This window comes from Nocardiopsis sp. iso_186 (genome assembly GCF_056173365.1).
In genome coordinates, this window is record NZ_CM149670.1 from 5,061,060 (window position 1) to 5,083,454 (window position 22,395).

Annotated in this window: 20 protein-coding genes and 1 riboswitch; of the genes, 10 read left to right on the forward strand and 10 right to left on the reverse strand. The window is 70.2% G+C overall.

The window, feature by feature from the left end:
- Window positions 1–99: 99 nt before the first annotated feature.
- From AC0VYP_RS21945 to AC0VYP_RS21955, 3 genes are all read left to right on the forward strand, one after another.
- Window positions 100–408 carry a DUF2530 domain-containing protein gene (locus tag AC0VYP_RS21945; protein WP_285758522.1) on the forward strand — a complete coding sequence of 103 codons (309 nt, stop codon included), beginning with the start codon at window positions 100–102 and terminating at the stop codon, window positions 406–408.
- 56 nt (window positions 409–464) lie between these two features.
- Window positions 465–1,952 carry a DUF7059 domain-containing protein gene (locus AC0VYP_RS21950; protein ID WP_285758521.1) on the forward strand — a complete coding sequence of 496 codons (1,488 nt, stop codon included), beginning with the start codon at window positions 465–467 and terminating at the stop codon, window positions 1,950–1,952.
- A 122-nt stretch (window positions 1,953–2,074) separates the two neighbouring features.
- Complete coding sequence (locus AC0VYP_RS21955; protein ID WP_475471605.1) at window positions 2,075–5,140, forward strand: sacsin N-terminal ATP-binding-like domain-containing protein; 3,066 nt, start codon at window positions 2,075–2,077, stop codon at window positions 5,138–5,140.
- Window positions 5,141–5,160: 20 nt separating this feature from the next.
- On the opposite strand, the gene AC0VYP_RS21960 is transcribed toward AC0VYP_RS21955, so the two are convergent.
- The 6 genes from AC0VYP_RS21960 to AC0VYP_RS21985 all read right to left on the reverse strand — a co-directional run bounded on the left by AC0VYP_RS21960 (window position 5,161) and on the right by AC0VYP_RS21985 (window position 10,497).
- On the reverse strand, window positions 5,161–5,826 hold the full coding sequence (locus AC0VYP_RS21960; protein ID WP_475471607.1) for an AIM24 family protein: 666 nt from the start codon (window positions 5,824–5,826) through the stop codon (window positions 5,161–5,163).
- 102 nt (window positions 5,827–5,928) lie between these two features.
- On the reverse strand, window positions 5,929–6,783 hold the full coding sequence (locus tag AC0VYP_RS21965) for an alpha/beta hydrolase family protein (protein WP_475471608.1): 855 nt from the start codon (window positions 6,781–6,783) through the stop codon (window positions 5,929–5,931).
- 80 nt (window positions 6,784–6,863) lie between these two features.
- Complete coding sequence (locus AC0VYP_RS21970; protein ID WP_475471610.1) at window positions 6,864–7,280, reverse strand: TIGR03668 family PPOX class F420-dependent oxidoreductase; 417 nt, start codon at window positions 7,278–7,280, stop codon at window positions 6,864–6,866.
- Window positions 7,281–7,776: 496 nt separating this feature from the next.
- Entirely contained in the window at window positions 7,777–8,628 is an 852-nt protein-coding gene (locus AC0VYP_RS21975) for a DUF3027 domain-containing protein (protein WP_285758513.1), read from the reverse strand.
- A 157-nt stretch (window positions 8,629–8,785) separates the two neighbouring features.
- Complete coding sequence (locus tag AC0VYP_RS21980) at window positions 8,786–9,169, reverse strand: cold-shock protein (RefSeq protein ID WP_475471611.1); 384 nt, start codon at window positions 9,167–9,169, stop codon at window positions 8,786–8,788.
- A gap of 548 nt (window positions 9,170–9,717) precedes the next feature.
- On the reverse strand, window positions 9,718–10,497 hold the full coding sequence (locus AC0VYP_RS21985) for a hypothetical protein (protein WP_475471613.1): 780 nt from the start codon (window positions 10,495–10,497) through the stop codon (window positions 9,718–9,720).
- Window positions 10,498–10,677: 180 nt separating this feature from the next.
- Between AC0VYP_RS21985 and AC0VYP_RS21990 the strand changes: the two genes are divergently transcribed.
- The 5 genes from AC0VYP_RS21990 (at window position 10,678) to AC0VYP_RS22010 (ending at window position 16,350) form a co-directional block, all read left to right on the forward strand.
- Window positions 10,678–11,001 carry a hypothetical protein gene (locus AC0VYP_RS21990; RefSeq protein ID WP_285758508.1) on the forward strand — a complete coding sequence of 108 codons (324 nt, stop codon included), beginning with the start codon at window positions 10,678–10,680 and terminating at the stop codon, window positions 10,999–11,001.
- A 125-nt stretch (window positions 11,002–11,126) separates the two neighbouring features.
- Window positions 11,127–13,595, forward strand: coding sequence for a helicase-associated domain-containing protein (locus AC0VYP_RS21995; protein ID WP_475471615.1), 2,469 nt, complete (start codon window positions 11,127–11,129; stop codon window positions 13,593–13,595).
- Between the two features lie 130 nt (window positions 13,596–13,725).
- Window positions 13,726–14,124 carry a CD225/dispanin family protein gene (locus AC0VYP_RS22000; protein ID WP_475471617.1) on the forward strand — a complete coding sequence of 133 codons (399 nt, stop codon included), beginning with the start codon at window positions 13,726–13,728 and terminating at the stop codon, window positions 14,122–14,124.
- A 70-nt stretch (window positions 14,125–14,194) separates the two neighbouring features.
- A complete protein-coding gene (locus AC0VYP_RS22005; protein WP_475471618.1) occupies window positions 14,195–14,602 on the forward strand; it encodes a hypothetical protein in 408 nt (135 codons plus the stop codon).
- Window positions 14,603–14,703: 101 nt separating this feature from the next.
- Complete coding sequence (locus AC0VYP_RS22010) at window positions 14,704–16,350, forward strand: DNA repair helicase XPB (RefSeq protein WP_475471620.1); 1,647 nt, start codon at window positions 14,704–14,706, stop codon at window positions 16,348–16,350.
- Window positions 16,351–16,412: 62 nt separating this feature from the next.
- On the opposite strand, the gene AC0VYP_RS22015 is transcribed toward AC0VYP_RS22010, so the two are convergent.
- Complete coding sequence (locus AC0VYP_RS22015; RefSeq protein ID WP_475471622.1) at window positions 16,413–16,727, reverse strand: hypothetical protein; 315 nt, start codon at window positions 16,725–16,727, stop codon at window positions 16,413–16,415.
- Between the two features lie 212 nt (window positions 16,728–16,939).
- On the opposite strand from AC0VYP_RS22015, the gene AC0VYP_RS22020 reads away from it, so the two are divergent.
- Both AC0VYP_RS22020 and AC0VYP_RS22025 read left to right on the forward strand, forming a co-directional pair.
- Window positions 16,940–17,944, forward strand: coding sequence for a R2-like ligand-binding oxidase (locus AC0VYP_RS22020; RefSeq protein WP_475471623.1), 1,005 nt, complete (start codon window positions 16,940–16,942; stop codon window positions 17,942–17,944).
- A gap of 44 nt (window positions 17,945–17,988) precedes the next feature.
- Window positions 17,989–18,417 carry an NUDIX hydrolase gene (locus AC0VYP_RS22025; RefSeq protein WP_475471625.1) on the forward strand — a complete coding sequence of 143 codons (429 nt, stop codon included), beginning with the start codon at window positions 17,989–17,991 and terminating at the stop codon, window positions 18,415–18,417.
- A gap of 78 nt (window positions 18,418–18,495) precedes the next feature.
- Here the strand turns inward: AC0VYP_RS22025 and groL are convergent, their stop codons facing one another.
- From groL to thrC, 3 genes are all read right to left on the reverse strand, one after another.
- Window positions 18,496–20,121, reverse strand: a complete 1,626-nt coding sequence (gene groL / locus AC0VYP_RS22030; protein WP_475471626.1) for a chaperonin GroEL — start codon at window positions 20,119–20,121, stop codon at window positions 18,496–18,498.
- Between the two features lie 346 nt (window positions 20,122–20,467).
- On the reverse strand, window positions 20,468–20,746 hold the full coding sequence (locus AC0VYP_RS22035; protein WP_285758497.1) for a MoaD/ThiS family protein: 279 nt from the start codon (window positions 20,744–20,746) through the stop codon (window positions 20,468–20,470).
- A 56-nt stretch (window positions 20,747–20,802) separates the two neighbouring features.
- A complete protein-coding gene (gene thrC, locus AC0VYP_RS22040) occupies window positions 20,803–22,071 on the reverse strand; it encodes a threonine synthase (RefSeq protein WP_285758495.1) in 1,269 nt (422 codons plus the stop codon).
- Between the two features lie 10 nt (window positions 22,072–22,081).
- A riboswitch (SAM riboswitch) is annotated at window positions 22,082–22,220 on the reverse strand.
- Between the last annotated feature and the right edge of the window lie 175 nt (window positions 22,221–22,395).

Here is a 22,395-nt window from a genome sequence, read left to right on the forward strand (position 1 = left end):
CTACCCGCGCGCACGGCGCCCGAAGCCCGGCCGCCGAAGACGCCGGCCCACCAGCCGGGCGCCGGAGAGGACCGCCCGCGGATCGATTAGCCTGAAAGGGTGCGCACACCCCGTCAGCCCGACCCCGAGGTCCTGGAAACCGACTACCGCGTCCCCACCGCCCTGGGCTCGCTCGCCTGGGCGGTCGCGCTGGTCGTGCTCCTCGCATCGGGCGATTCCCTCGCACCGGACGAGCGGTGGTGGATCTGGGTGTGCGTCACCGGGATCGGTCTGGGCGTCTTCGCCTTCCTCTACATTCCCCGGCTGCTGCGCAAGCGCACCGAAGCCGACGAACGGGCCGTCGCCAAGCGCACCGCCCGGGCCGAGGCGGCCGAACACCCCGGACGGCACCACCCAGAACACCCCTGACCAGCACGGATAATGACCCGTCCCAGCATTTTGCACATGTACTCGATAATGGGTCCGTGCCTGATTCGCTTCGCCCCTTTCCGCGCCACCTCGCCGAACGGCTGCGCCAGACCCTGATCGACGCCGACTACACCGTGTCCGGCGTGCGCGATCGGCTGGGCGACACCGCTGCGAAGGCGCTGGCCCGTGAACAGTTGGTGCCCGCACTACGCGCGACCGGTGGTGACGAACGCCTCGGGCTGCTGCTGCGGCTGTGGTGGTTGCAGGAGACGGTGTCCGAGGAGGCCGCGCGCACGATCCTCCCGGTGACCGAGCTCGCCGGAGCCGGCCTGCTCACCGTGCGCGACGGCCGGGTGCGCGCGCTCGTCCACCTGGGCCCCTGGGAGTTGGACGGGGGCCTTCCCGGCTACGTCGTCTCCGACCCCACCGTGCGCCCAGGACAGGGGTCCCCGCGCCCCGACCACGTGGTGGGTGCGGGCGGGGCGTCGGCAACGCTGTCGAAGCTGATCGTGGACGGTCCCGTCGAGCGCGCCCTGGACCTGGGGACCGGCTGCGGCGTCCAGGCCCTGCACCTGGCCGCGCGGGCCGGCGAGGTCATCGCCACCGACCTCAACCCGCGCGCCCTGTGGATGACCGAGATCAGTTGCGCCCTCTCGGGGCTGGACAACGTGCGCGTACGCGAGGGGTCGCTGTACGAGCCGGTCAAGGAGGAGCGGTTCGACCTGATCGTCTCCAACCCGCCGTTCGTGATCACACCGGACTCCGCGCGCTACACCTACCGGGAGTCCGACCTCGCGGGCGACTCGGTATGCGCCGAGATCGTGCGCGGCGCCCCCGCACACCTGACCGACGGCGGCTGGGGCCAGCTGCTGGCGAACTGGCTGCACGTGGGCGGGGAGGACTGGCGCGACCGGGTCGGCGAATGGGTGACCGGGACCGGGTGCTCGGGGTGGGTGGTCCAACGCGATGTGCAGGATCCCGCCGAGTACGTCGAGTTGTGGCTGCGCGACTCCTGCGAGCACGGCACCCCCGAGTACACCCGGCGCTACGACGCGTGGCTGGACTACTTCGAGCGCGAAGGCATCAAGGGCATCGGTTTCGGCTGGATCTGCCTGCGCAACGACGTCGCCCAGGACGCCACCGTGCGGGTGGAGGAACTGCGCCACTCCATCACCCAACCGGTCGGCCCCTATCTGCCCGAGGTGGTGGACGGGGCGATGACCGCGCACCGGTTGACCGACGCCGCACTGCTCTCCGCACACGTGGCACTGGCCCCGGACGTCAAGGAGGAGCGCATCGGCGCCCCTGGCGCGCCCGACCCCGAGCGCATCCTGCTGCGCCAGAGCGAGGGCCTGCACCGCGTGGCCCAGGTCGGTACGGTCGAGGCCGCCCTGGCGAGCGTGTGCGACGGCACCATGCCGGTGGGGCCGCTGCTCGATGCCATCGCCGACCTGACCGGCCAGGACCAGGACGAGCTGCGGGCACGCACCCCCGACGTGCTGCGCGCCCTGATCGCCGAGGGCTTTTTCCGGGTCGCCCGCTGACCTCGTGGGACGGCAGCCGCGGCGGTGCTTTCGGGACACCGCCCGGCGACCACGCGCATTAACGACCGCAGCGGTCGGAGGTCGCGTACGGTAGTGCAGCCACTATCTCTGGAAGGGTCCCGATGAGCAGCACCACCGCTGATCCGTACGGTTTGGAGACGCTGCGCCGCCACGTCCTCGACGGCTGGGCCAACTCCGCGGCACGGTTCCGCGAGGACGCCAACACCGAAGAGGACTACGCCCTCGGCGGGTACCGGGACCGCGTGATCGTGGAGCTCGCCCAGAACGCCGCCGACGCCGCACGGCGCGCCGGGGCGCCCGGACGGCTGCGGTTGCGGCTGCACGACGGCGAGTTCAGCGCCGCCAACACCGGGGCCGCGCTGACCGCCGAGGGCGTGCAGTCCCTCGCCACCTTGCGGGCCTCGGCCAAACGCGACACAGGGGAAGGGCTGGTGGGCCGGTTCGGCGTAGGGTTCACGGCCGTGGCATCGGTCAGCGACGACGTCGTGATCGCCTCCCGCGGCGGTGCCGTGCGCTGGAGCCGGGAACGGGCCGAGACGGTGGTCGGCGACGAGTTGGTGGGGACCGGCCGGGCCGGGACCGAACTCGCCGACGAACTCGGGCGGCGGGGCGGCCGGGTCCCCCTGCTGCGGCTGCCGTTCCCCGACCACGCCGAGGTCCCCGAGGGCTACGACACATCGGTCGTCCTGCGCCTTCGCGACTCCGACGCCGCCTCGGTCCTCGCCGCACAACTCGCCGAGACCGGGGAGACCCTGCTGTTGGCCCTGCCGTGGCTGGCCGAGATCGAGATCGACGCCGACGGGGTGACCCGGCTGCTCAGCGCCCGACGCGGCGAGGACGGCCGGGTGGTGACCCGGGTCGCCGACGGATCGGGCGAACACGTCCGGCACTGGCGGACCCTCACCCGCACCGGGCGCCTCACCCCCGAGCAGCTCGCCGACCGGCCCACCGAGGAACGCGACCGGGTCAACTGGTCGCTGACCTGGGCGGTCGTCGTCGATCCAGACGGCGGAATGGCCGGCCTGCCCGGCGATGTCCCGCGGGTCGTGCACGCCCCCACCCCCAGCGACGAGGAACTGCACGTTCCCGCACTGCTGATCGGTGCGTTCCCGCTGTCCCCCGATCGTCGCCGGGTCGCCTCCGGTCCGGCCGCCGACGCCCTGATCACCGCGGCGGCAGGAGCCTACGCCGACCTGCTGTGCCTCCTGGAGGCCCGGGCCACCTGGGACCTGATCCCGCAGGACCTGATGCGCGGCGGCGAGTTCGACGCCCGGTTCCGGGCAGCCGCGGCCACGGCGCTGCGCGATTCCCCGTTCCTGGTGACGGCCTCGGGCGAGCCGGTGCGTCCGCGCGACGCCGTGGCCATCGAGGGCGGCCCCGAACTCGTGGGGGTCCTCTCCGGCCTGGCCCCCAACGCGCTTCCCGGCGACTGGAACCTGCGCCACCCCGGGCTGCGCGCATTGCGACTGCGCGCGATCGCGCTGGCCGACCTCGCCGACCTGCTCGGCGACCTCGACCGGGAACCGGCCTGGTGGGCGCGGCTCTACGCTGCGCTGCGCGCGGCCGGACAGCAGGGGTGCGACCTGGGCGACCTCGGTGCGCTACCGGTGCCCCTGCTGGACGGGCGCCTCGTGCGCGGGCCGCGCGGCCTGCTCCTGCCCACCGGGGACTCCTTCGTCTCCGGGGCGCTGACACCGGAGTCCCTGGCTCCGCTGGGGTTGCGGATCGTCCATCCGGAGGCGGCCGACACCCTGCTGGTCCGTCTCGGGGCGATCGAGGCCAACGAACGCGCCGTACTCACCGATCCGCTCACCCGCGCCGCGGTGGAGAACTCGCTGGACGCCGACGATCCCGACGAGATCGCCCGCGCCGTACTGGAACTGGTCGCGGCCTCGGGGACCACCCTGGAGGACGCGCCGTGGCTGGCGGAGCTGGCGCTGCGCGACGACGAGGGCGAGTACGGCCCCGCGAGCGAGCTGCTGCTGCCCGACAGTCCTCTGCTGGACGTCTTCACCGACGACGCGCCCTTCGGGGTGCTGGCCGAGGACCTGGCCGAGGACTACGACCCCGGCACCCTGGAGGCCGTGGGCGTGCTTCGACTGTTCGCGGTGTGTCGCGCCGAGGACGTGACACTGGGTGAGGCCCTGGTCCACGCCCAGGACGAGCTGCCGCTGGACAGCCTGGAGGAATGGGCCGCCGACGTGTCGGCGCGACTGGGCGACCCCGCACTGCCGCCGGTGGTCCCCGAGCTCACCGGCGTGCGTGACCTGGAGTTCGTGCGGGAGGACCGTTGGGAGCGGGCGTTGGAGCTGCTGTCGGTCCCCGGGCCGCGCTCCATCGTGACCGAGCCCACCAGGGTCCTGGGGCCGGACGGGCGCTCGGTGGATGTCCCGTCCTACACGGCGTGGTGGCTGCGCACAGGTGCGCTCCTGGACGGGCAGGCCCCGGTGGAGCTGCGCTCCGCCGACGCCGATGCGGCGCTGACCGGACTGTACGACGAGGCCCCGGCCGCGCTCGATCCTGAGCTGGCGCGCGCGCTGGGGGTGCACACGGACCTGACGGAACTGCTCACCGACCCCGACGGCGCTGACGACCTCCTGGAGCGCCTGGGCGACCCTCGGCGGCACGTCACCCGTGAGTCGTTGCGCCGGATCTGGGCTGCCCTGGCCGAGGTTCCGACCGATCGGGTCTCGCCCCCTTCGTCGGTGCGCGCGGTACGCGACGGTTCGATCGTGGTGGCCGACGCCGACGACACCGTGGTACTGGACACCCCCGATCTACTCCCTCTGCTGGTGGGGCGGCCGGTGGTCCTGGCGCCCGCCGGGTGCGCTGCCGCCCTGGCCGATCTGCTCGACCTCGACCTCGCCTCGGAATCGGTGGAGGGCCGGGTGACCTCCTCCGGGGAGGTCCGCACGGTCCCCGGCGAAGTGCAGTCCCTGTTGGACACCGGGCCGTTGACCTACCTGCACCACGAAAAACTGCTGCTGGGCGGGTCGTCGGTGGAGTGGCGCGACACAGGGGGCCAGTTGCACGCCTCGACCCCGGACGGTCTGGCGCGTGCGCTGTGCTGGTCCGCGGGCCAGTGGCCGCGCCGCCACCTCGTCGCGGCACTGCTGCGCGACCCGCAGACCCTGTCGGAACTGCTCGCCGAGGCCGACCTGGACTGAACAGCGCCCCGACGGCCGCGTCAGGAAGAGGACTGCTGGACGACCTGCGGGCCCTCGGACGCCTGGACCAGGACGAAGCCCTGCCCCTGGAAGGCGAGCTGGAACGCCTCACCACTGCCCCGGCCGATCAGCGCGCCCATCTTCGCGGTCCTGCGCACGCTGGTCTGCAGCGAAGTGGACCAGGCCACGGCCGAGTCGGTGTCAACGAAGGTGGGCTGGTCAACGTTCAACAGAACGGGGGTGCCGTGGCAGGCGATGGCGAGACGCCCGTGCCCGGTGAAGACGGTGTTGAAGAGGCCGCCGGCCACCATGCCCACCCCCTCGACACGGCGGATGTCCCAGCCCAGGGTGGGCTCGAAGGCGAGGACGTTCTCCCCGCTGACCGTGACGGAGTCGCCCTCCAGGTCGATGATGTGGATCTCCCAGGCGTCGCGGGCCAGGAAGACGTCGCCCTGCCCGCTGACCTTCATCAGCGGCAGGCCCTCACCGGTGAACGCCTTCTTGAACATTCGGCCGATACTGCCCGCGCCCTGGTAGGCGAAGTTGACGTTGCCCTGGTAGGCGACCATCGCGCCCTGTCGCGCGTAGAACTCGCCGTTGAAGCCGACGCGCAGCATGCGCGGGTTCTGCAGGCTCATCCCCGGCTGCTGGGACTCCTGGGCCTGCTGGAACAGGTTGCTGCGCATAGTGTCGCTCCTACTCGTGGTACCGCGTTCGTGGACGTGTCGTTCGACGTCAAAGAACCCGCCCGGGTTCCGTATCGGGATCATGCCACCGAGGTGTGACCGTCAGGGGAACGGGGCGCCGACGTGCCTGGTGAAGAACGCGACGGCCTCGGAAGCGACCTCGACGCGGATCTTCCCCCCACGGGGCTCGGAACCGAGGAAGTCGTAATGGGCGACGTCGAACCCGACCGACCTGGCGTCGGTGCCGGGGATGAACCGGGCATAGTGCCGGGCGTTCTCCTCCGGAACGGTGACGTCGTCGGCGTCGCCCCAGCGCACGGCGACGGGGCGGTTGATTCGTTCCAGGCTGTTCTCGTCGATCAACGGCCCGGCGCCGGGGCAGATCAGGAAGGCGCACTCCACCCGCCAGTCCGAGTAGTCGGCGGCAGCCGTCATCGGCCAGGAGTGCAGGACGGCGTCGGGGAGCCGGCGGATCTCCCCGAGCAGACCGGGGTACTCGGGGACCTCCGGGACGGGAACCTTCAGGTCCAGCATGGCGCGGTAGCGTTCCTCGCTGATCCGGGCGCCCAGCAGCGCGGCTGCGGTGTAGCCGCCGGCGGAGAAGCCGGCCGCACCGACCGGACCGAGTTCGTTTCCCCTGGCCAGATGGTCCAGCACGAAGGAGAGGTCGCGGGCCCGCTCCCAGAGGGCGGCGAACTGCGTGGCGAGGTAGCCGTCCACGTGGTTGTTGCCGTGGTGGTCGACCGCGGCGATCAGGAACCCGGCCCGGGCCAGCGGTTCGGCCAACCAGTCCATCTGCCCGGCCGAACCACCGGTGCCGTGGGACACCAGCACGGTGGGGCGCGGGTCCCTGGTCCCGGCGGGCCGCCAGAGGTGCAGCCGCACGGGGCGCGGGCCGCTGCGCGCGGCGTGCTGGCGAGCGGGATCGGTGAGTTCACGGGTCTCCGTAGGCGGCATGCCCAGAACGCTACTTGAACCGGTTCACGACGTTCCACATCCTTATGCCCTTTTCCGCTGCCCTCGTGCCGATGGCGCACCTAGCCGAAGGACCACCCCCGCCATCGGACGACCCCGATCAGAATCACCGCGCCGTTCGGCGGATTCTCCCGGTACTGGGGATAGCGCCGGGCGAGCCGGGCGAGGGCGTCGGCCCGGTCCGCTCCCTCGTGCTCGACACGTGCGACACCGTCGGCGCGGGCCCACCAGAGGCGGTGCCAGTCGTCGCTGTACTCGTTGACGATCAGGCACACCTCGGGGTTGGCCCGGATGTTGGCGAGCCGTTTGAGACCGGTCCCGGACTTCGGCTTGTGATCGACTGCGACGGCGACCGTGTGGCCGTAGGCAGCAAAGGTGACGGGCACGAGATGAGGCCGGCCGTCGGCGGACACGGTCGCCAGGCGGGCGACCCGCGCCGCGGCGAACCGGGCACGGGCCACGTCGGGATCGAGGGTCACGGGCGCCACCCTACGATCCGGGGGCAGGCCGCACCCGGACCGGGAAAAGGGTGTTTTCTATCGGGGCCGGGGCGGTCCCCGGCCCGGCGGGGACTCGGCGGAAAGGGCCGGTCCGCAAAGGGGCAGTGCTCGGTCCGGGGCGAGGAGAGCGGGGAGCGCAGTTCTTTCACCACCCCGGCAGGCCCGAGGAATCTTTCACCCCAGGCAACCGGGCCGGGCCGGTGGGACCACCGACGTGTGCGGAGTCCGGCGGCGACGCCCGACTGAAAAGCAGGGGTGCCGTCCTTCGACAACGCCAGCGGGATGCCGCGGGCGGCCGCGCGCTGCTGGTCGGCTTCGACCGGTGACCGCAGGAACGCGGTCAGGGTCAGCCCCTGCCTGCGCCCGGTCCAGGGGTACCCGGGTCCGGGTGTCCCGGAATCGGGCACGGGCGTCGAGAAGCGGTGGACACCCGGCTTCGGCCGCCGGTGCGGTCCCGTGCGCTGTCGCCTGTCGGTCAGGGCTTGGGTTCCGTGGGGGAACCCAGGGCGACGAGTTCGCGGTCGGTGGTGTCGTGCTCGACCGGCTCGGTCTCCTCGTCGAAGACGAGGGCGTCGTAGCCCATCTCGTCGACGACCGGGGTGAGCGGTTCGGTCTGGGTCACGGGGACCTCGGCCTCGGAGTGGGCTCCGCAGCCGTGGTCCAGCGAGACCACCTTGCCGTCGTCGGGTGCGAACTCGTTGGCGCACACCCCGAACATCTGACGGAACTCACCGGCCAGCGGGGTCATGAACCCGCAGGTCGAACACTTGCCGGGTGCGGCATTGGCGATGGGACTGTCGGGACCGGACTCTCCGGTGTACCAGCGCTCCGCGGCCGCCTCGCGGCCGGACTCGGAGAGGACCCGGGCGCGTCCGAGCCCCAGTTCCCAGACCATCTGCTTGTCGTGCCCGTCCTCGTCGGCCTCGTTTCCGGCAAAGACCTGGGCGTAGCCGGGCATGAGGCGCTCATCGTCCTCGGGGCTGGGCAGGAGGTCGCCCACGCCGAGGTCGCCCGGGCGCAGCCGCTCCTTCCAGGGAAGCCACTCGGGCGGGAGCAGGGCCTCGGGGCCGGGAAGCAGAACCGACTCGTTGACCGTGACGTGCTTGGCCCGCGAGGCGCGGACCACGGTGACGGCGTAGTGCCAACCGGGGTAGGCGGGATCGAGGCATGCGAAAAGGTGGGTGACCAAGCGATCACCCTCTACCTGCGCTTCGATACGTTCACCAACCCACTCCGGGCGCCCGATCTCGGCGGCGGCGGCGCGTGCCTGCCCTTCCGCTTCGATACATGCCTGATCTGGTGTGGGAGAACGACGGGTACGGCTCACGGTTCCATTTTCGCTGATTACCGGCACCAAGTTGACCATGTTGACGATCGATAGAGGACCGTTACGTGTCTTGGGGCAGCATCGCACGCCCTGTCACGACAGCGCGACAGGGCGCGCCATGCCCGCGGAACAGGACCGCGGCATATGTCGGGAAGCCTTATGCCTCCAGGTCATCGGCCACGACGCGCAGCGCCTGCGCGATCTTCGCCGCCTCGCGCCGATCGGGATGTCGGTCACGGCGATAAGAGTTGGAGGCCCGATCGAGAAGCGTGATCAGATCCTCGACGATCAGAACCATCTCTTCGGGTTTCTTGCGCACCCCCTTGGCGATCGAGGGCGGTGCGTCAAGGAGCCGGGCGTGCAGCGCCTGCGCACCCTTGCGACCCTGGACGATGCCGAACTCGACCCGCTGCCCCGGGGGCAGGGTGGTCGTGCCGGCTGGGAGTGCGGAGGAATGCAGGAAGACATCACCGCCGTCGTCATCGGTGAGGAAGCCGAAACCCTTGTCCCCGTCGTACCACTTGACCTTGCCGGTGGGCACGTGTGACCTCTTCGCTCTCGCTCGCTAACCGTCGAAACACGAAAGAAGCCCGCTCGCGCTCTCCCTCGAAGGGACTCACACGACGCTGAGCTTCCTGCCCCGGTATCGCATCGGGGCTGTTTCAGGCTAGTGCGGAACACTCCGGACAGGCGACTTAATAAATCCGCCAATCATCACAAAAATGCGCAAACCACCGGGCCATAAACGGCCAGCGAGAGGACCGGGGAACCAGGTTTGACCGGCGAACGCAGGCGCTCCCCACGACGAGGAGGCCCGGGACGGTGTTCCCGGGCCTCCTCAACAACAGCATCCCGCGCACCGCTGGTTGCGGAGTTGTGGGACGGGACCCAGCGGTCCGGGACACCGTCTCGGTAGATGGCCCTCCGATGACGGGTTTGCCCCGGCCGGCCATCGCGCCCCGCCTACGAGCGGCGGCGGGACTTGATGCCATCATCACCCAGGGGGAACAGGTGCGCACGCACAAAAAACACAGGTCAACGACGATATTCCCGAGCGTTTGCCAGGAGATGACCCACGCGAATCCGCCGTCAGGACGTGTCCTCGCGGGCGATACGGGAGAGGCGCACCAGCAGGTAGCAACCGCCGACGAAGGCGGCGAACCGCATACCGACCAGGCCCGGCCCCATGAGGGACAGTCCGATGATCTCGTCGATGTAGATGTAGACGACATCGGACCGCCAGGTAGCCATTCCCATCACCGTCCCCAGGAGCGGAATGGCGACGCCCGCCCACTTGTCGCGGGTGCTCCACACCCGGCTCAATCCCACCTGCACCACACCGACCAGCCAGAGGAAGACCACCGCTTCGGAGAGGCCGCTCGCGAGGTAGAGCAGCACTGCCGCGGCTTCGAGCGGATTGGCCCGGGAGCCGGCGAGGATCCAGTAAGCGGTGCTCTTGGCGGCAGGTGCCATCCCGCCGGCGACACTCGTGCCGCTCCCCCGCGCGGGTACGTGCCGACGCAGCCGTCCGCGCCGGGGGCCACCGCGCCAGGGCGGGGGGTCGCGACGGTAGACGGCCGGGCGGGTGAGACCACCGACGGTGCTCGGCTCCTCCACCTCTTCCTTGGGGACGTCCTCTCCCTGCGGCCCGCACTCGCGCAGCACGAGTTCGGCCGGATCGCCGAGCCGACGCAGGACGCGTGCCACCTGCTCGGACTCGGTCGCCCCGGCCGTGGCGCAGTCCTTGGTGATCCGCGCGCGCAGCCCGGAGAGGTAGACGGTGCGCCGGGCCGGGGGCAGGTGAGCGGACGCGACACCGCCGGCCCTGGCGAGGTACTCCAAGACCAACTGTTCCGCACGAGGGGTCATTGGGCCATCGTGCCGCACAACCGGGAATGGGAGCTCCCAACAGATAGCGAGAAATTGCGGGCCGCCGAAAAGGAATCCACCACATAACCCAAAGTGCTGGCGCCACTACTTTAAGTACTGAAAGGATGGAAGTGATCCCCCGCACAACCCGATCAACCCGACTCTGATTCAAGGAGCACCATGCGCCTGCGCAGCACCGCCGTGGCCCTCGTGGCCGCGGCCGCGATCGGCGGAACCCTGGCCTCAGCAGCCCCCGCCAACGCCGCCACCGGTTCCTTTGCGGTCCACTCCCTCCCCGGCTACGAGGAGGTCAAAGGAGGCAGCGGCTGCTACGCACTGGACTCGCGCATCGTGACCCTGGCCAAGGCCAGCAACAACGGCGAGTACCTGCTCTACGGCGGCCCCGACTGCACCGGCCAGGTCCTCGGCTTCGGCTTCGACGAGACCCAGTGGATTCCCCCGCTGATCGGCGTGCGCTCGGCCCGCGTCACCTTCCCCGGCTAGGCCGACGGACCCCTGCGTCCACCCTCGGCCCCGGCGTGGGCGCCCCGCGACGGGTGCGGGGCCTGCCCCGGGGGCCGGGGACGGGCGCCCCCCGAAGGTCCCGGTATGGATTAGCGTTGGTTGCGATGACCGACGACGCAGGGCCCGCGGCGCGCCTGGAATCGGGGCGCGCTCTGACCTATACCTCCTGGTTACGAAGCCTCTCCAACCCGGAACTGACAGCACTGTTCGCGGCACGCCCCGACCTCATGGCCCCCGTGCCGGCAGGAATCGCCGCCCTGGCGGCACGCGCCACCTCCAAGCCCACCGTGCTGCGCGCGCTGGATCAACTGGACCGGTTCGGGCTCCAGGTCCTGGAGGGGCTACTGGCGCTGGGCGATCCACGTTTCTCCGGTACCCCCGAGGGCACCCGTCGCGAAGAGCTCGCCGTCGCCTTGGGCGTCCCGTGCGACGCACTGGACGCACCCCTCGGCCAACTGCGAACGACTGCCCTGGTCTGGGACGACGCGGGCCTGCTGCGACCGATCGCGATCCTGCGCGACATCCTCGTCGAACCTGCGGCCCTGGGCCCACCGGTGACGGCGCTGATCGGGGCTCTTCCCCTGGACCGGCTCAACCGGCTGGCCGCCGATCTGGGCCTGCCCACCGGCTACGCCGACGGAGCGCCCGCCGAGCGGATCGGCGCCGACCTCACCCGCCCCGGCCGCATCGAGGAGTTGCTCGCCGTGGCCGGTGACGCGGCCCGTCCCGTCCTGGACCGTATGGCCTGGGGCCCCGCACACGGCAGCGTCTCCAACGCCCAGCGGGAGACCAGCCTGGCGACGGCGGTCTCCCCCATCGACCGACTGCTGGCCCTCGGCCTGATCATCGGCACCGACGACCACACCGTCGCCCTGCCCCGCGAGGTCGCCCTGCACCTGCGCGACGGACGGCTCTTCTCCCCGACCGAAGCCGAACCACCCCCCGTGTCCGGCCCCATCGTCAACGCAGCGCTGGCGACCCGTGCCGCGGCCGGGCAGGTGTTCACCGTGCTCCGCTCGCTGGAAGAGCTCTTGGACGCCTGGACCGCGGACCCGCCCGGGGTGCTGCGCAACGGGGGGTTGGGGGTGCGCGATCTCAAGCGCGCCGCTCACCTCATGGACACCGACGAGGCCGGGGCTGCCCTACTCATGGAGACCGCCCGTGCGGGGGGCCTGATCGCCCCCGGCAGCGAGGTGGACGGGGAGTGGCTGCCCACCGTCGAGTACGACGTCTGGCGGGCATGCGATCCGGCACGCCGCTGGCTGTGGCTGGTGGGCGCCTGGCTGCGGTCCCCCCGAGCGGCCGGCCTGGGTCGGGGCAAGGACGCACGCGGCCGGTCCCGCAACGTGCTGGGCGAGGGGTTGGACCGCCGCTTCGCACCCGAGGTGCGCCTGGACGTCCTTGCCGCCCTGTCCAGTGCGCCCGCGGGGTGCGCCCCCGACCCCGAAACGGTGTCCGCCCGGTTGGCCTGGCTACGGCCGCGGCGCCAGGGAGCGGCCTTCGACGAACTGGTGCGCGACACACTGACCGAGGCCGAGACGCTCGGACTGACCGGGCGCTCTGTCCTCGCGCCCTTCGCCGTCACCGTCGCGGCCGAGGCGACCGCCGACTCCTTCGCCTCCGCCCCCTCAGGAGCAGCGGATTCCGTAACGGCTGCCCGGTTGGCAGCCGAACTCCCCGTCCCCCTGGACCACTTCCTGCTCCAGGGCGATCTGACCGCGGTCGCGCCCGGACCGCTCGTCCCCGCGCTGGCCCGCGAACTCGCCCTGGCCGCCGACGTCGAGTCCACCGGCGGGGCGACCGTCTACCGGTTCAGCGCGGCGTCGGTGCGCCGTGCCCTGGATGCCGGGCGCGGCGTGGAGGAACTCGTCGAGCTGCTGGAACGGCACTCGCGCACGCCGCTGCCCCAGCCGTTGCGCTACCTCGTGGCCGATGTCGCACGCCAGCACGGCCGACTGCGTGTGGGAACCGCGTCCAGTTACCTGCGCTGCGACGATCCCGCTGTTCTCAGTGAACTCCTCAGCGACCGCCGGGCAACCGACCTGGGTCTGTTCGGGCTCGCCCCGACGGTCGTCGCGTCGAGGGCCAGCCGACCGATCCTCCTGGACCGGTTGGGCGAACTCGGCTACCACCCCGTGCCCGAGGCAGTCAACGGATCGGTGCAGATCAGCCACCCCCAGGCGCGTCGGTCCGTGGGACGGGCCGCCGGTTCGGAACTGGCCGGACCGCCCGTTCCCGGCCCGGAACTGCGGATGGCTGCGGTACGGGCGCTGCGGGCCGGCGACGAGGCCGAGACCGCGGTGCGCCACCCTGTCGCCACCCCCGGCTCCGAACCGCCGCGCTCCCCCACCGCCACGACCCTGGCCGTGCTCAGCGCGGCGGCGCGGGCCGGCGGCCGGGTGTGGATCGGTTATCTGGACTCCGAGGGCATCGCCAGCAGCAGCATCGTCGAGCCCGCGAGCGTGGACGGTGGATACCTGACCGCCTACGACGCGACCAAGGCCGCCGTTCGGCGGTTCGCCGTGCACCGGATAACGGGGGTCTCCCCGCTGGACTCCGAGCCCGCCCGGTAGATCCCGGGTACCCCGAGGCGGACGGAAAAGCCGAGTCGTGGGTATCGATGCCCTCGTCACGGAGGCCCGCCTTCTGGTGAGATAGAGGCTGCCATTCGGAGCACGGAAGACAAAGAGGTCCCTCTCCCCCATGAGCAACCAGTCGCTGCCCCCTGGAGCGTCGGCCCCCCGTGACGAGCCGACCGGCCGGTCCCGCGGCCACGACCGGGAGGCCACCACCCGCGGCGACCAACCACAGGCCGGAGCCACCGGTGCGAGCAGCTCCACCATGGCGTTGATCGTGCACGCGCTGACGTTTCTGTGCTGCGCGAATTGGCTGTTCGGGATCGTCGGGATCGTCTTCGCGGTCCGCGCCGCACACAAACGCGATCGAGGGCTTTACACTCAGGCCGAAACCCTCACCCGCTATTCCTGGTACTGCCTGGGCGCGGCGGCGGTGATGTTCGTTGTCATGGCCGTCTCCTTTCTCGTCATCCTCACCCAGGCGGGTTCGTGGTTCGAGGGAGTCAACCCCGGGCTGAACTACTGACCCGCCCCCATCCCCCGCGGTGCCGTGGTCCTGGTCGCGTGTCCGTGAACCGTAGAAAAGGCAGGAGCTCATGAGCAGCCAGTGGTCTGGCCCACCCGACTACTGGGGAGACCCGCGACAACCGCGCCCACCCGGCTGGGACGGCGGATACGGCCAACCCAGCGGGCCCTGGCAGCCCGGCTATCCGCCACCGCCCCCGCCCGGCTACGGCCGGCCCCCGGGCCATCCCCCGCACCCCGGCCCGCCCCCCGCCCGGGGAAACGCGATCCTGTCACTGATCATCGCCATCATCGTGACGCTGTCCTGCTTCGGATTCACCAACATCATCGGAATCGTGTTCGCCGCGATCGCGTTGAGCAAGGAGCAGGATCCGGTCGAGTTCGAGAAGTACACGCGCTGGGCGTGGCTGAGCAACTTCATCCACATCGGCATCCTGATCCTTCTCCTGGTCCTCTTCCTGAGCCTGACGAACAGCTGACCCGCCCCGGGACGCGCTCGCGGCAGGGGAGAGCGACCCGTCGGACCTGGTCACTGCGTACACTCCAACAGGAAGTTCCCTCTGCCCCTCGGGAGGCACGCGTGTCCTGCCTGATCGTCCAGTCAGACAAGACCCTGCTGCTGGAGGTCAACCACGAGTCGGCCGACGAGTGCCGCCGGGCGATCGCCCCGTTCGCCGAACTGGAGCGCGCACCCGAGCACGTGCACACCTACCGGGTCACCCCGCTGGCGCTGTGGAACGCGCGCGCCGCCGGACACGACGCCGAGCAGGTGGTGGACGCGTTCCTGACGTACTCCCGCTACCCGGTCCCGCACTCGCTGCTGGTGGACATCGCCGAGACGATGGGCCGCTACGGCCGCCTGAAGCTGCTCGCCCACCCGGTCCACGGCCTGGCTCTGCAAGCCGTGGACCAGGCGGTGCTGGAGGAGGTCGTGCGGGCCAAGAAGATCAAGCCGATGCTGGGCGAGCGGGTCGAGACCGACACCGTGCTGGTGCACCCCAGCGAGCGCGGCAACCTCAAGCAGGCGCTGCTCAAGCTCGGCTGGCCGGCCGAAGACCTCGCCGGGTACGTGGACGGCGAGGCACACCCGATCGACCTGGCCCAGGACGGCTGGGAGCTGCGCGGCTACCAGCGCGAGGCCGCCGAGAGCTTCGACGCCGGCGGTTCGGGCGTGGTCGTGCTGCCCTGCGGGGCCGGCAAGACCATCGTGGGCGCGGCTGCGATGGCGATGACCAAGGCCACCACGCTGATCCTGGTCACCAACACCGTCTCGGTCCACCAGTGGCGTTCGGAGCTGCTGCGCCGCACCTCCCTGACCGAGGACGAGATCGGCGAGTACTCGGGCACCCGCAAGGAGATCCGGCCGGTCACCATCGCCACGTACCAGGTGATGGCGGCACGCCGAAAAGGCGTGTATACGCACCTGGAACTGTTCGAGGCGCGTGACTGGGGCCTGGTCGTCTACGACGAGGTCCACCTGCTGCCCGCACCGATCTTCCGGATGACCGCCGACCTCCAGGCCCGCCGCCGGCTCGGGCTGACCGCGACCCTGGTGCGCGAGGACGGCCGCGAGGGCGACGTGTTCTCCCTGATCGGCCCCAAGCGCTACGACACTCCGTGGAAGGAGATGGAGCAGCAGGGGTGGATCGCCCCGGCGGACTGCGTGGAGGTGCGGGTCAACCTGACCGAGTCCGAGCGGTTGGCCTACGCAACCGCCGAACCGGAGGACCGCTACCGGTTCTGCTCCTCGACCGCGACCAAAACCACGCTCGTGCGGGAACTGGTGGCCAGGCACCCCGACGAACGGGTCCTGGTGATCGGTTCCTACATCGACCAGTTGGACGAGGTCGCGGCCGCACTGGACGCACCCGTCATCAAGGGCGAGACCCGGATCAAGGAACGCGAGCGGCTGTTCGACGCCTTCCGTTCGGGAGAGCTGAACACCCTGGTGGTGTCCAAGGTCGCCAACTTCTCCATCGACCTGCCCGAGGCCGCGGTGGCCATCCAGATCTCGGGGTCCTTCGGCTCCCGCCAGGAGGAGGCCCAGCGCCTGGGCCGGGTGCTGCGCCCCAAGTCCGACGGGCGCACCGCCCGCTTCTACGCGGTGGTCGCCCGCGACACCCTCGACCAGGACTACGCCGCCCACAGGCAGCGTTTCCTCGCCGAACAGGGCTACGCCTACCGGATCGTGGACGCCCACGACGTGCTGTCGGGCAACGAGATCTAGCACCGACCGGATACCGGGCGCAGCGGACGACGGCTCACTGCGCCTCGCCGGCGCCGTGCTGGTCAGATGGCGGGCAGCCCGCCCATCACGAGCGTGCCGCCGGCGATGAGCCAGGCCACCAGCGAGTAGCCGAGCGTCTGGGCGCGCAGCCCGGGCCGCTCCCGCACACCGGGGGTGGCGAATGCGGCGATCATCAGGATCAGGGCAAGCATCGCGGGGATCAGCGAGGCGATGGCGAACAGCGCCATCTGGTTGACGCATTTCTCATAGCCCTGGGTCAGCGGGTCGCCGCAGAACACCTTGTCTCCCGGTTCAGTGAAAACGAGCAGCGAATATGCCGTCGCCGCCAGAACGTTCACGGCCGAGGCACCGAGCACGGCGGGACTCCCCGCCCGTGTCGGCCCGAAACGACCACGCCCGGACAGCACCCCCTGACCGTACCCGCTTCCGGCCGGTATTCGGCAGCCCGTGAACGGCTTCCCCACAGGGCCGGCACCGGCCGGATCACGAGCCATCGCCGAAGGAGTGTTTACGCGAGCACGATCAGTGATGATCATGAGAGGAGTCCACCAATCCGGAGGGTGCCCTGATGATCAGCCAACCCGATTCCAGCACCGGCGCGTCAACCGTCCCTGCCCGGACCCGCAGAGAGGGCCGAGGATTCCACTCTCTGCGCGCGGGCGGCCTGAACTGGGATTCTCTGCCCCTTCGGCTCTTCGCCAAGGGCAACGCCCGGTTCTGGGACCCCGCCGACATCGACATGGACCGGGACCGGGAAGACTGGGCGGCACTACCCGAAGCCACTCGGCAACAGGTGCTGCGGCTGTGCGCACAGTTCGCCGGCGGCGAGGAGGCCGTCACCGAGGACATCCAACCGTTCATCCGGGCGATGGCCGTGGAAGGACGTCTGGGCGACGAGATGTACCTGACCCAGTTCGCATTCGAGGAGGCCCGACACACCCAGGTGTTCCGTCTCTGGCTGGACGCGATCGGCGTCGAGCACGACCTGAACTCCTACGTCGAAGGCAGTCCCGGTTATCGGGCACTGTTCTACGAGGAGCTGCCCTCGTCACTGGACGCGCTGAACCGCGATCCGAGCCCGCGCAACCAGGTACGCGCGTCGGTGACCTACAACCACGTCATCGAAGGGTCTCTTGCGCTGACCGGCTACTACACCTGGAACCACATCTGCACGGTCCGCGACATCTTTCCCGGGATGCGGGAGATCGTTCGACGCATCGGTGACGACGAGCGTCGCCACATGGCGTGGGGCACCTTCACCTGCCGGCGACACGTCGCGGCCGACGACGCCAACTGGCAGGTGGTCAACGAGCGCCTCGAAGAGCTGCTGCCGCACTTGTCGAGTGCGGTGGAGTACGACGGCGGACAGGCCGACGACCAGCAGGATGCGGCCCACCGGCTGCCACCCGGGGAGCTGACGCGCTATGCGGTCAACCGCGCGACGCGCAGGCTCGGTGCGATCGGGACCGCCCGCGGCATACCGGTGGAGCACATCGACGTGGACGCGGCCCCCGAGGAACTGGAGGAGGAGTTCGGGCGGGAGGACCGCGCGGCCATGGCGCGGCTCACGTGAGAACCGGCCGTCCCCGGTCAAGCAGGCGCTCTAGAGTCGAAAGCATGACACCATCCGATCGGTTCCCCTCCGCCCCGGTCATCGACGCCATCGCCTGGGTGCGCGTGCGGGAGGGCCGGGTGCTCAACGTCCGGGCGCACGGCAAGGACGCCTTCTACCTTCCGGGCGGCAAACGCGAACCCGGTGAGACCGACGCCCAGACGCTGGTGCGCGAGGTCGCCGAGGAACTGGCGGTGCGCCTCGACCCCGAAACCCTCGCGCTGTTCACGGTGATCGACGAGGCCGCACACGGCTATCCGGCCGGGACCAGGGTCCGGCTGGCCTGTTACACGGGCGAGGCCGCAGGTGATCCCGTTCCCAGCGCCGAGATCGCCGAGTTGGCCTGGCTCGGCCCGGATGACGCCGACCGGTGTGCGCCCGCCGGGGTCCGGGTCCTGGCAGAACTGACGGCCCGGGGCCTGCTGGCCGCTTGACGGTCGGGACCGGGAAGACCGAAAGGGCGGCTCCCGCGAACGGGAGCCGCCCTCAGAGGCGGTGGAGCGGGCGCGGACTTAGAAGTCCATGCCGCCCATGTCGCCGCCCGGAGCGGCCGGAGCGGCCTTCTCCGGCTTCTCGGCGATGACAACCTCGGTGGTCAGGAACAGACCCGCGATGGAGGCAGCGTTCTGCAGAGCGGAGCGGGTGACCTTGGTGGGGTCGATGACGCCGTCCTTGAACAGGTCGGTGTACTCGCCCGTGGCGGCGTTCAGGCCGACGCCGGCTTCCAGGTTCTTCACCTTCTCCGCGACGACGCCACCCTCAAGGCCGGCGTTGATCGCGATCTGCTTCAGGGGCTCCTCGACGGCGCGACGCACGATCTCGGCGCCGATGGCCTCATCGCCGGTCAGCTCCAGCTTCTCGAAGGCCGGGACACTGGCCTGGAGCAGCGCGACGCCACCACCGGGGAGGATGCCCTCTTCGACGGCCGCCTTGGCGTTGCGGACGGCGTCCTCGATGCGGTGCTTGCGCTCCTTGAGCTCGACCTCGGTGGCGGCACCGGCCTTGATGACGGCAACGCCGCCGGCCAGGCGCGCGAGGCGCTCCTGGAGCTTCTCGCGGTCGTAGTCGGAGTCGGTGCGCTCGATCTCGGAGCGGATCTCGTTGACCCGGCCCTGGATCGAGGCTGCCTCACCGGCGCCGTTGACGATGGTGGTCTCGTCCTTGGTGACGACGACCTTGCGGGCGCGGCCGAGCAGCTCCAGCTCGGTGCTCTCCAGCTTGAGGCCGACCTCTTCGGTGATGACCTGGCCGCCGGTCAGCACGGCGATGTCGCCGAGCTGGGCCTTGCGACGGTCGCCGAAGCCCGGGGCCTTGACGGCAACGGACTTGAAGGTGCCGCGGATCTTGTTGACCACGAGGGTCTGGAGGGCGCCGCCCTCAAGGTCCTCGGCGATCACGACGAGCGGACGACCGGCCTGGAGAACCTTCTCCACGACCGGCAGGAACTCGTTGTTGTTGGAGATCTTGGAGTTGGCGATGAGGATGTAGGGGTCCTCCAGCACCGTCTCCATGCGCTCCAGGTCGGTGGCGAAGTAGGGCGAGATGTAGCCCTTGTCGAAGCGCATGCCCTCGGCGAGCTCGAGCTCGAGCCCGAAGGTCTGCCCCTCCTCGACGGTGATGACGCCTTCCTTGCCGACCTTGTCCATGGCCTCGGCGATGTACTCGCCGATCTGGGGGTCGCCGGCGGAGATCGAGGCGGTGGAGGCGATCTGCTCCTTGGTCTCGATGTCCTTGGAGAGGTTGGCCAGCTCCTCGCTGATGCGGGCAACAGCAGCCTCGATGCCCCGCTTCAGGCCGACCGGGTTGGCGCCGGCGGCGACGTTGCGCAAGCCCTCGCGTACCAGGGCCTGGGCGAGCACGGTGGCGGTGGTGGTGCCGTCACCGGCGACATCGTCGGTCTTCTTGGCGACCTCCTTGACGAGCTCGGCCCCGATCTTCTCCCACGGGTCTTCGAGCTCGATCTCCTTGGCGATGGAGACACCATCGTTGGTGATGGTGGGGGCGCCCCACTTTTTCTCCAGGACGACGTTGCGACCCTTGGGGCCGAGCGTCACCTTGACGGCGTCCGCAAGCTGGTTCATGCCGCGCTCGAGGCCGCGCCGGGCTTCCTCGTCGAACGCGATCAGTTTGGCTGCCATAGAGTTTGTCCTCCCGGGACCGGGCTGATACGCGAAGGAACGAGGCGACGCCCGCGACGGACGGCCGCGCCCGGTACCGGCAACCCGTCTGCCGGAGGCCGCGACCTCATCGTCTCGATCCGCGATTAGCACTCGACTAATGAGAGTGCTAACGGTCTTCTTTTTAGCACTCTCCCCTGTCGAGTGCAAACGCCCACGGAGTTTTCCACAGGGAGTTACCCGCAGGTCAGAGCGCCGAAATCAGGCGTCCACCAGCGAGATTGGCACTTCTGCGAGCAAAAAGGAGACGGCCGGAGGCGCGATGCGCGCTCCGGCCGTCGGTGCCCCCGGTGCCGCGGGGCCGGCTTCAGCAGCCGCCCGCGACCGCGGGGATGATCGAGATCTGGCTCCCGCTGGGGATCGGGGTGTCGAGCCCCTGGGCGAAACGCACGTCCTCGTCGCCCACGTAGACGTTGACGAAGCGGCGGATCCGGCCGTTGTCGTCGAGGATGCGCGGCCGGATGCCCGGGAAGTTCGCCTCCAGGTCGGCGAGGACCTCGGTGAGGGTGGCGCCCTCAGCGGCGACCTCGGCAGCATCCTTGGTGTAGGTCCGCAGGATGGTGGGCACGCGAACGCTGACGCTCATGGCTAGGGGACTCCTTGGCTCGGGTCGGAGAACGGGGTCGGGGTACGGCGGCGGACTCAGGCGAGTCCGGCGGCCCGGAAGGCGTCGAGGGAGGGCTTGATCGTGGCGGTGACCCCGGCGCCCTGGACGGCGTTGAGGGTCTTGAGACCGTCACCGGTGTTGAGCACCACGGTCTCGGCGTCGGGGTCGAGCAGACCGTCCGCCAGGAGCTTGCGCAGCACCCCGGTGGTGACACCGCCCGCGGTCTCGGCGAAGACGCCCTCGGTGCGGGCCAGGAGCCGGATGGCGTCCACGATCTCGGTGTCGTCAACGTGCGCCACGGCGCCGCCGGTCCGCTTGCAGATGTCGAGCACGTAGGGGCCGTCCGCGGGGTTGCCGATCGCCAGCGACTTGGCGATGGTGTCGGGCTTGACCGGCTGGATGACGTCGTGGCCGTTCTCCCACGCCTTGGCGACGGGTGAGCATCCCGTGGCCTGCGCCCCGAAGATCTTGTAGGGGGTGTCCTCGACCAGGCCGAGCGCGATCAGTTCCTGAAAACCCTTGTCGATCTTGGTCAGCTGCGAGCCCGAGGCGATGGGGATGATGATCTGCGCGGGGAGGCGCCACCCCAGCTGCTCGGCTATCTCGTAGGCCAGCGTCTTGGAACCCTCGCCGTAGTAGGGGCGCAGGTTGACGTTGACGAAACCCCAGTCCTGGCCGGCGTCGTCGCCGATGAGCTCGGAGCAGAACCGGTTGGTGTCGTCGTAGTTGCCGTCGATGGCCACCAGGCGGCCACCGTAGACCGCGGCCATCACGACCTTGGCCTCCTCAAGGCCCGCCGGGATGAACACGCAGGACTTGAAGCCCGCCCGCGCGGCAGCGGCGCCGACCGCGCCGGCGAGGTTGCCGGTGGAGGAACAGGAGAGAGTGGTGAAACCGAAGGTGCGGGCGGCCTCGACCGCGATCGCCACAACGCGGTCCTTGAAGGAGTGCGTCGGGTTGCCGGAGTCGTCCTTGACGTGCAGCGACCGCAGGCCGAGCTCGGCTGCGAGACGGTCGGCGCGCACCAGGGGGGTCATGCCGGGGTTCATGTTGGGCAGGTCGCGGACGTTGGCCGGGACCGGGAGGAGGGCGGCGTAGCGCCAGATGTTGTTGGGGCCCTGCTCGATGGACGCGCGGGTGACGGTGCCGAACGAGTAGGCGACCTCAAGAGGGCCGAAACAGAAATCGCACGCGAAGCGCGGGCCGAGTTCGTAGCGCTCGCCGCATTCGCGACAGGACAGCGCGACGGCGGGGCCGAAGGAGTGGGTGGCGGATGTGCTGGGTTGCTCGGCAACGATCGCCATGAGGCGTCTCCCCTCATCTTCGCCTGAGCCGCTTTGGCACAGGCCGGAGTTGGCACCTGCCTCGGCCGCCTCGCACCTGACGAGAAACGTGTACCGAGATGGTTGCCGGGGCTTCGTAGGGCCGGTCCCTCCACCCCTCTGGATGAGCAATATGAAGTTGTCAACGGCCCGGTGACCGAACCTGGTGGTTACTGTAACCGACGGCCTGTCCGATTCTCCAGCCGGGGTGAGCCACCTGACACCATGCCGCGCCCCGACCGGCTTCCCGCACCACCCACCTGCCCTGATACCACCCTTGCGACCGACCGAAAAGACGCGCCGGGC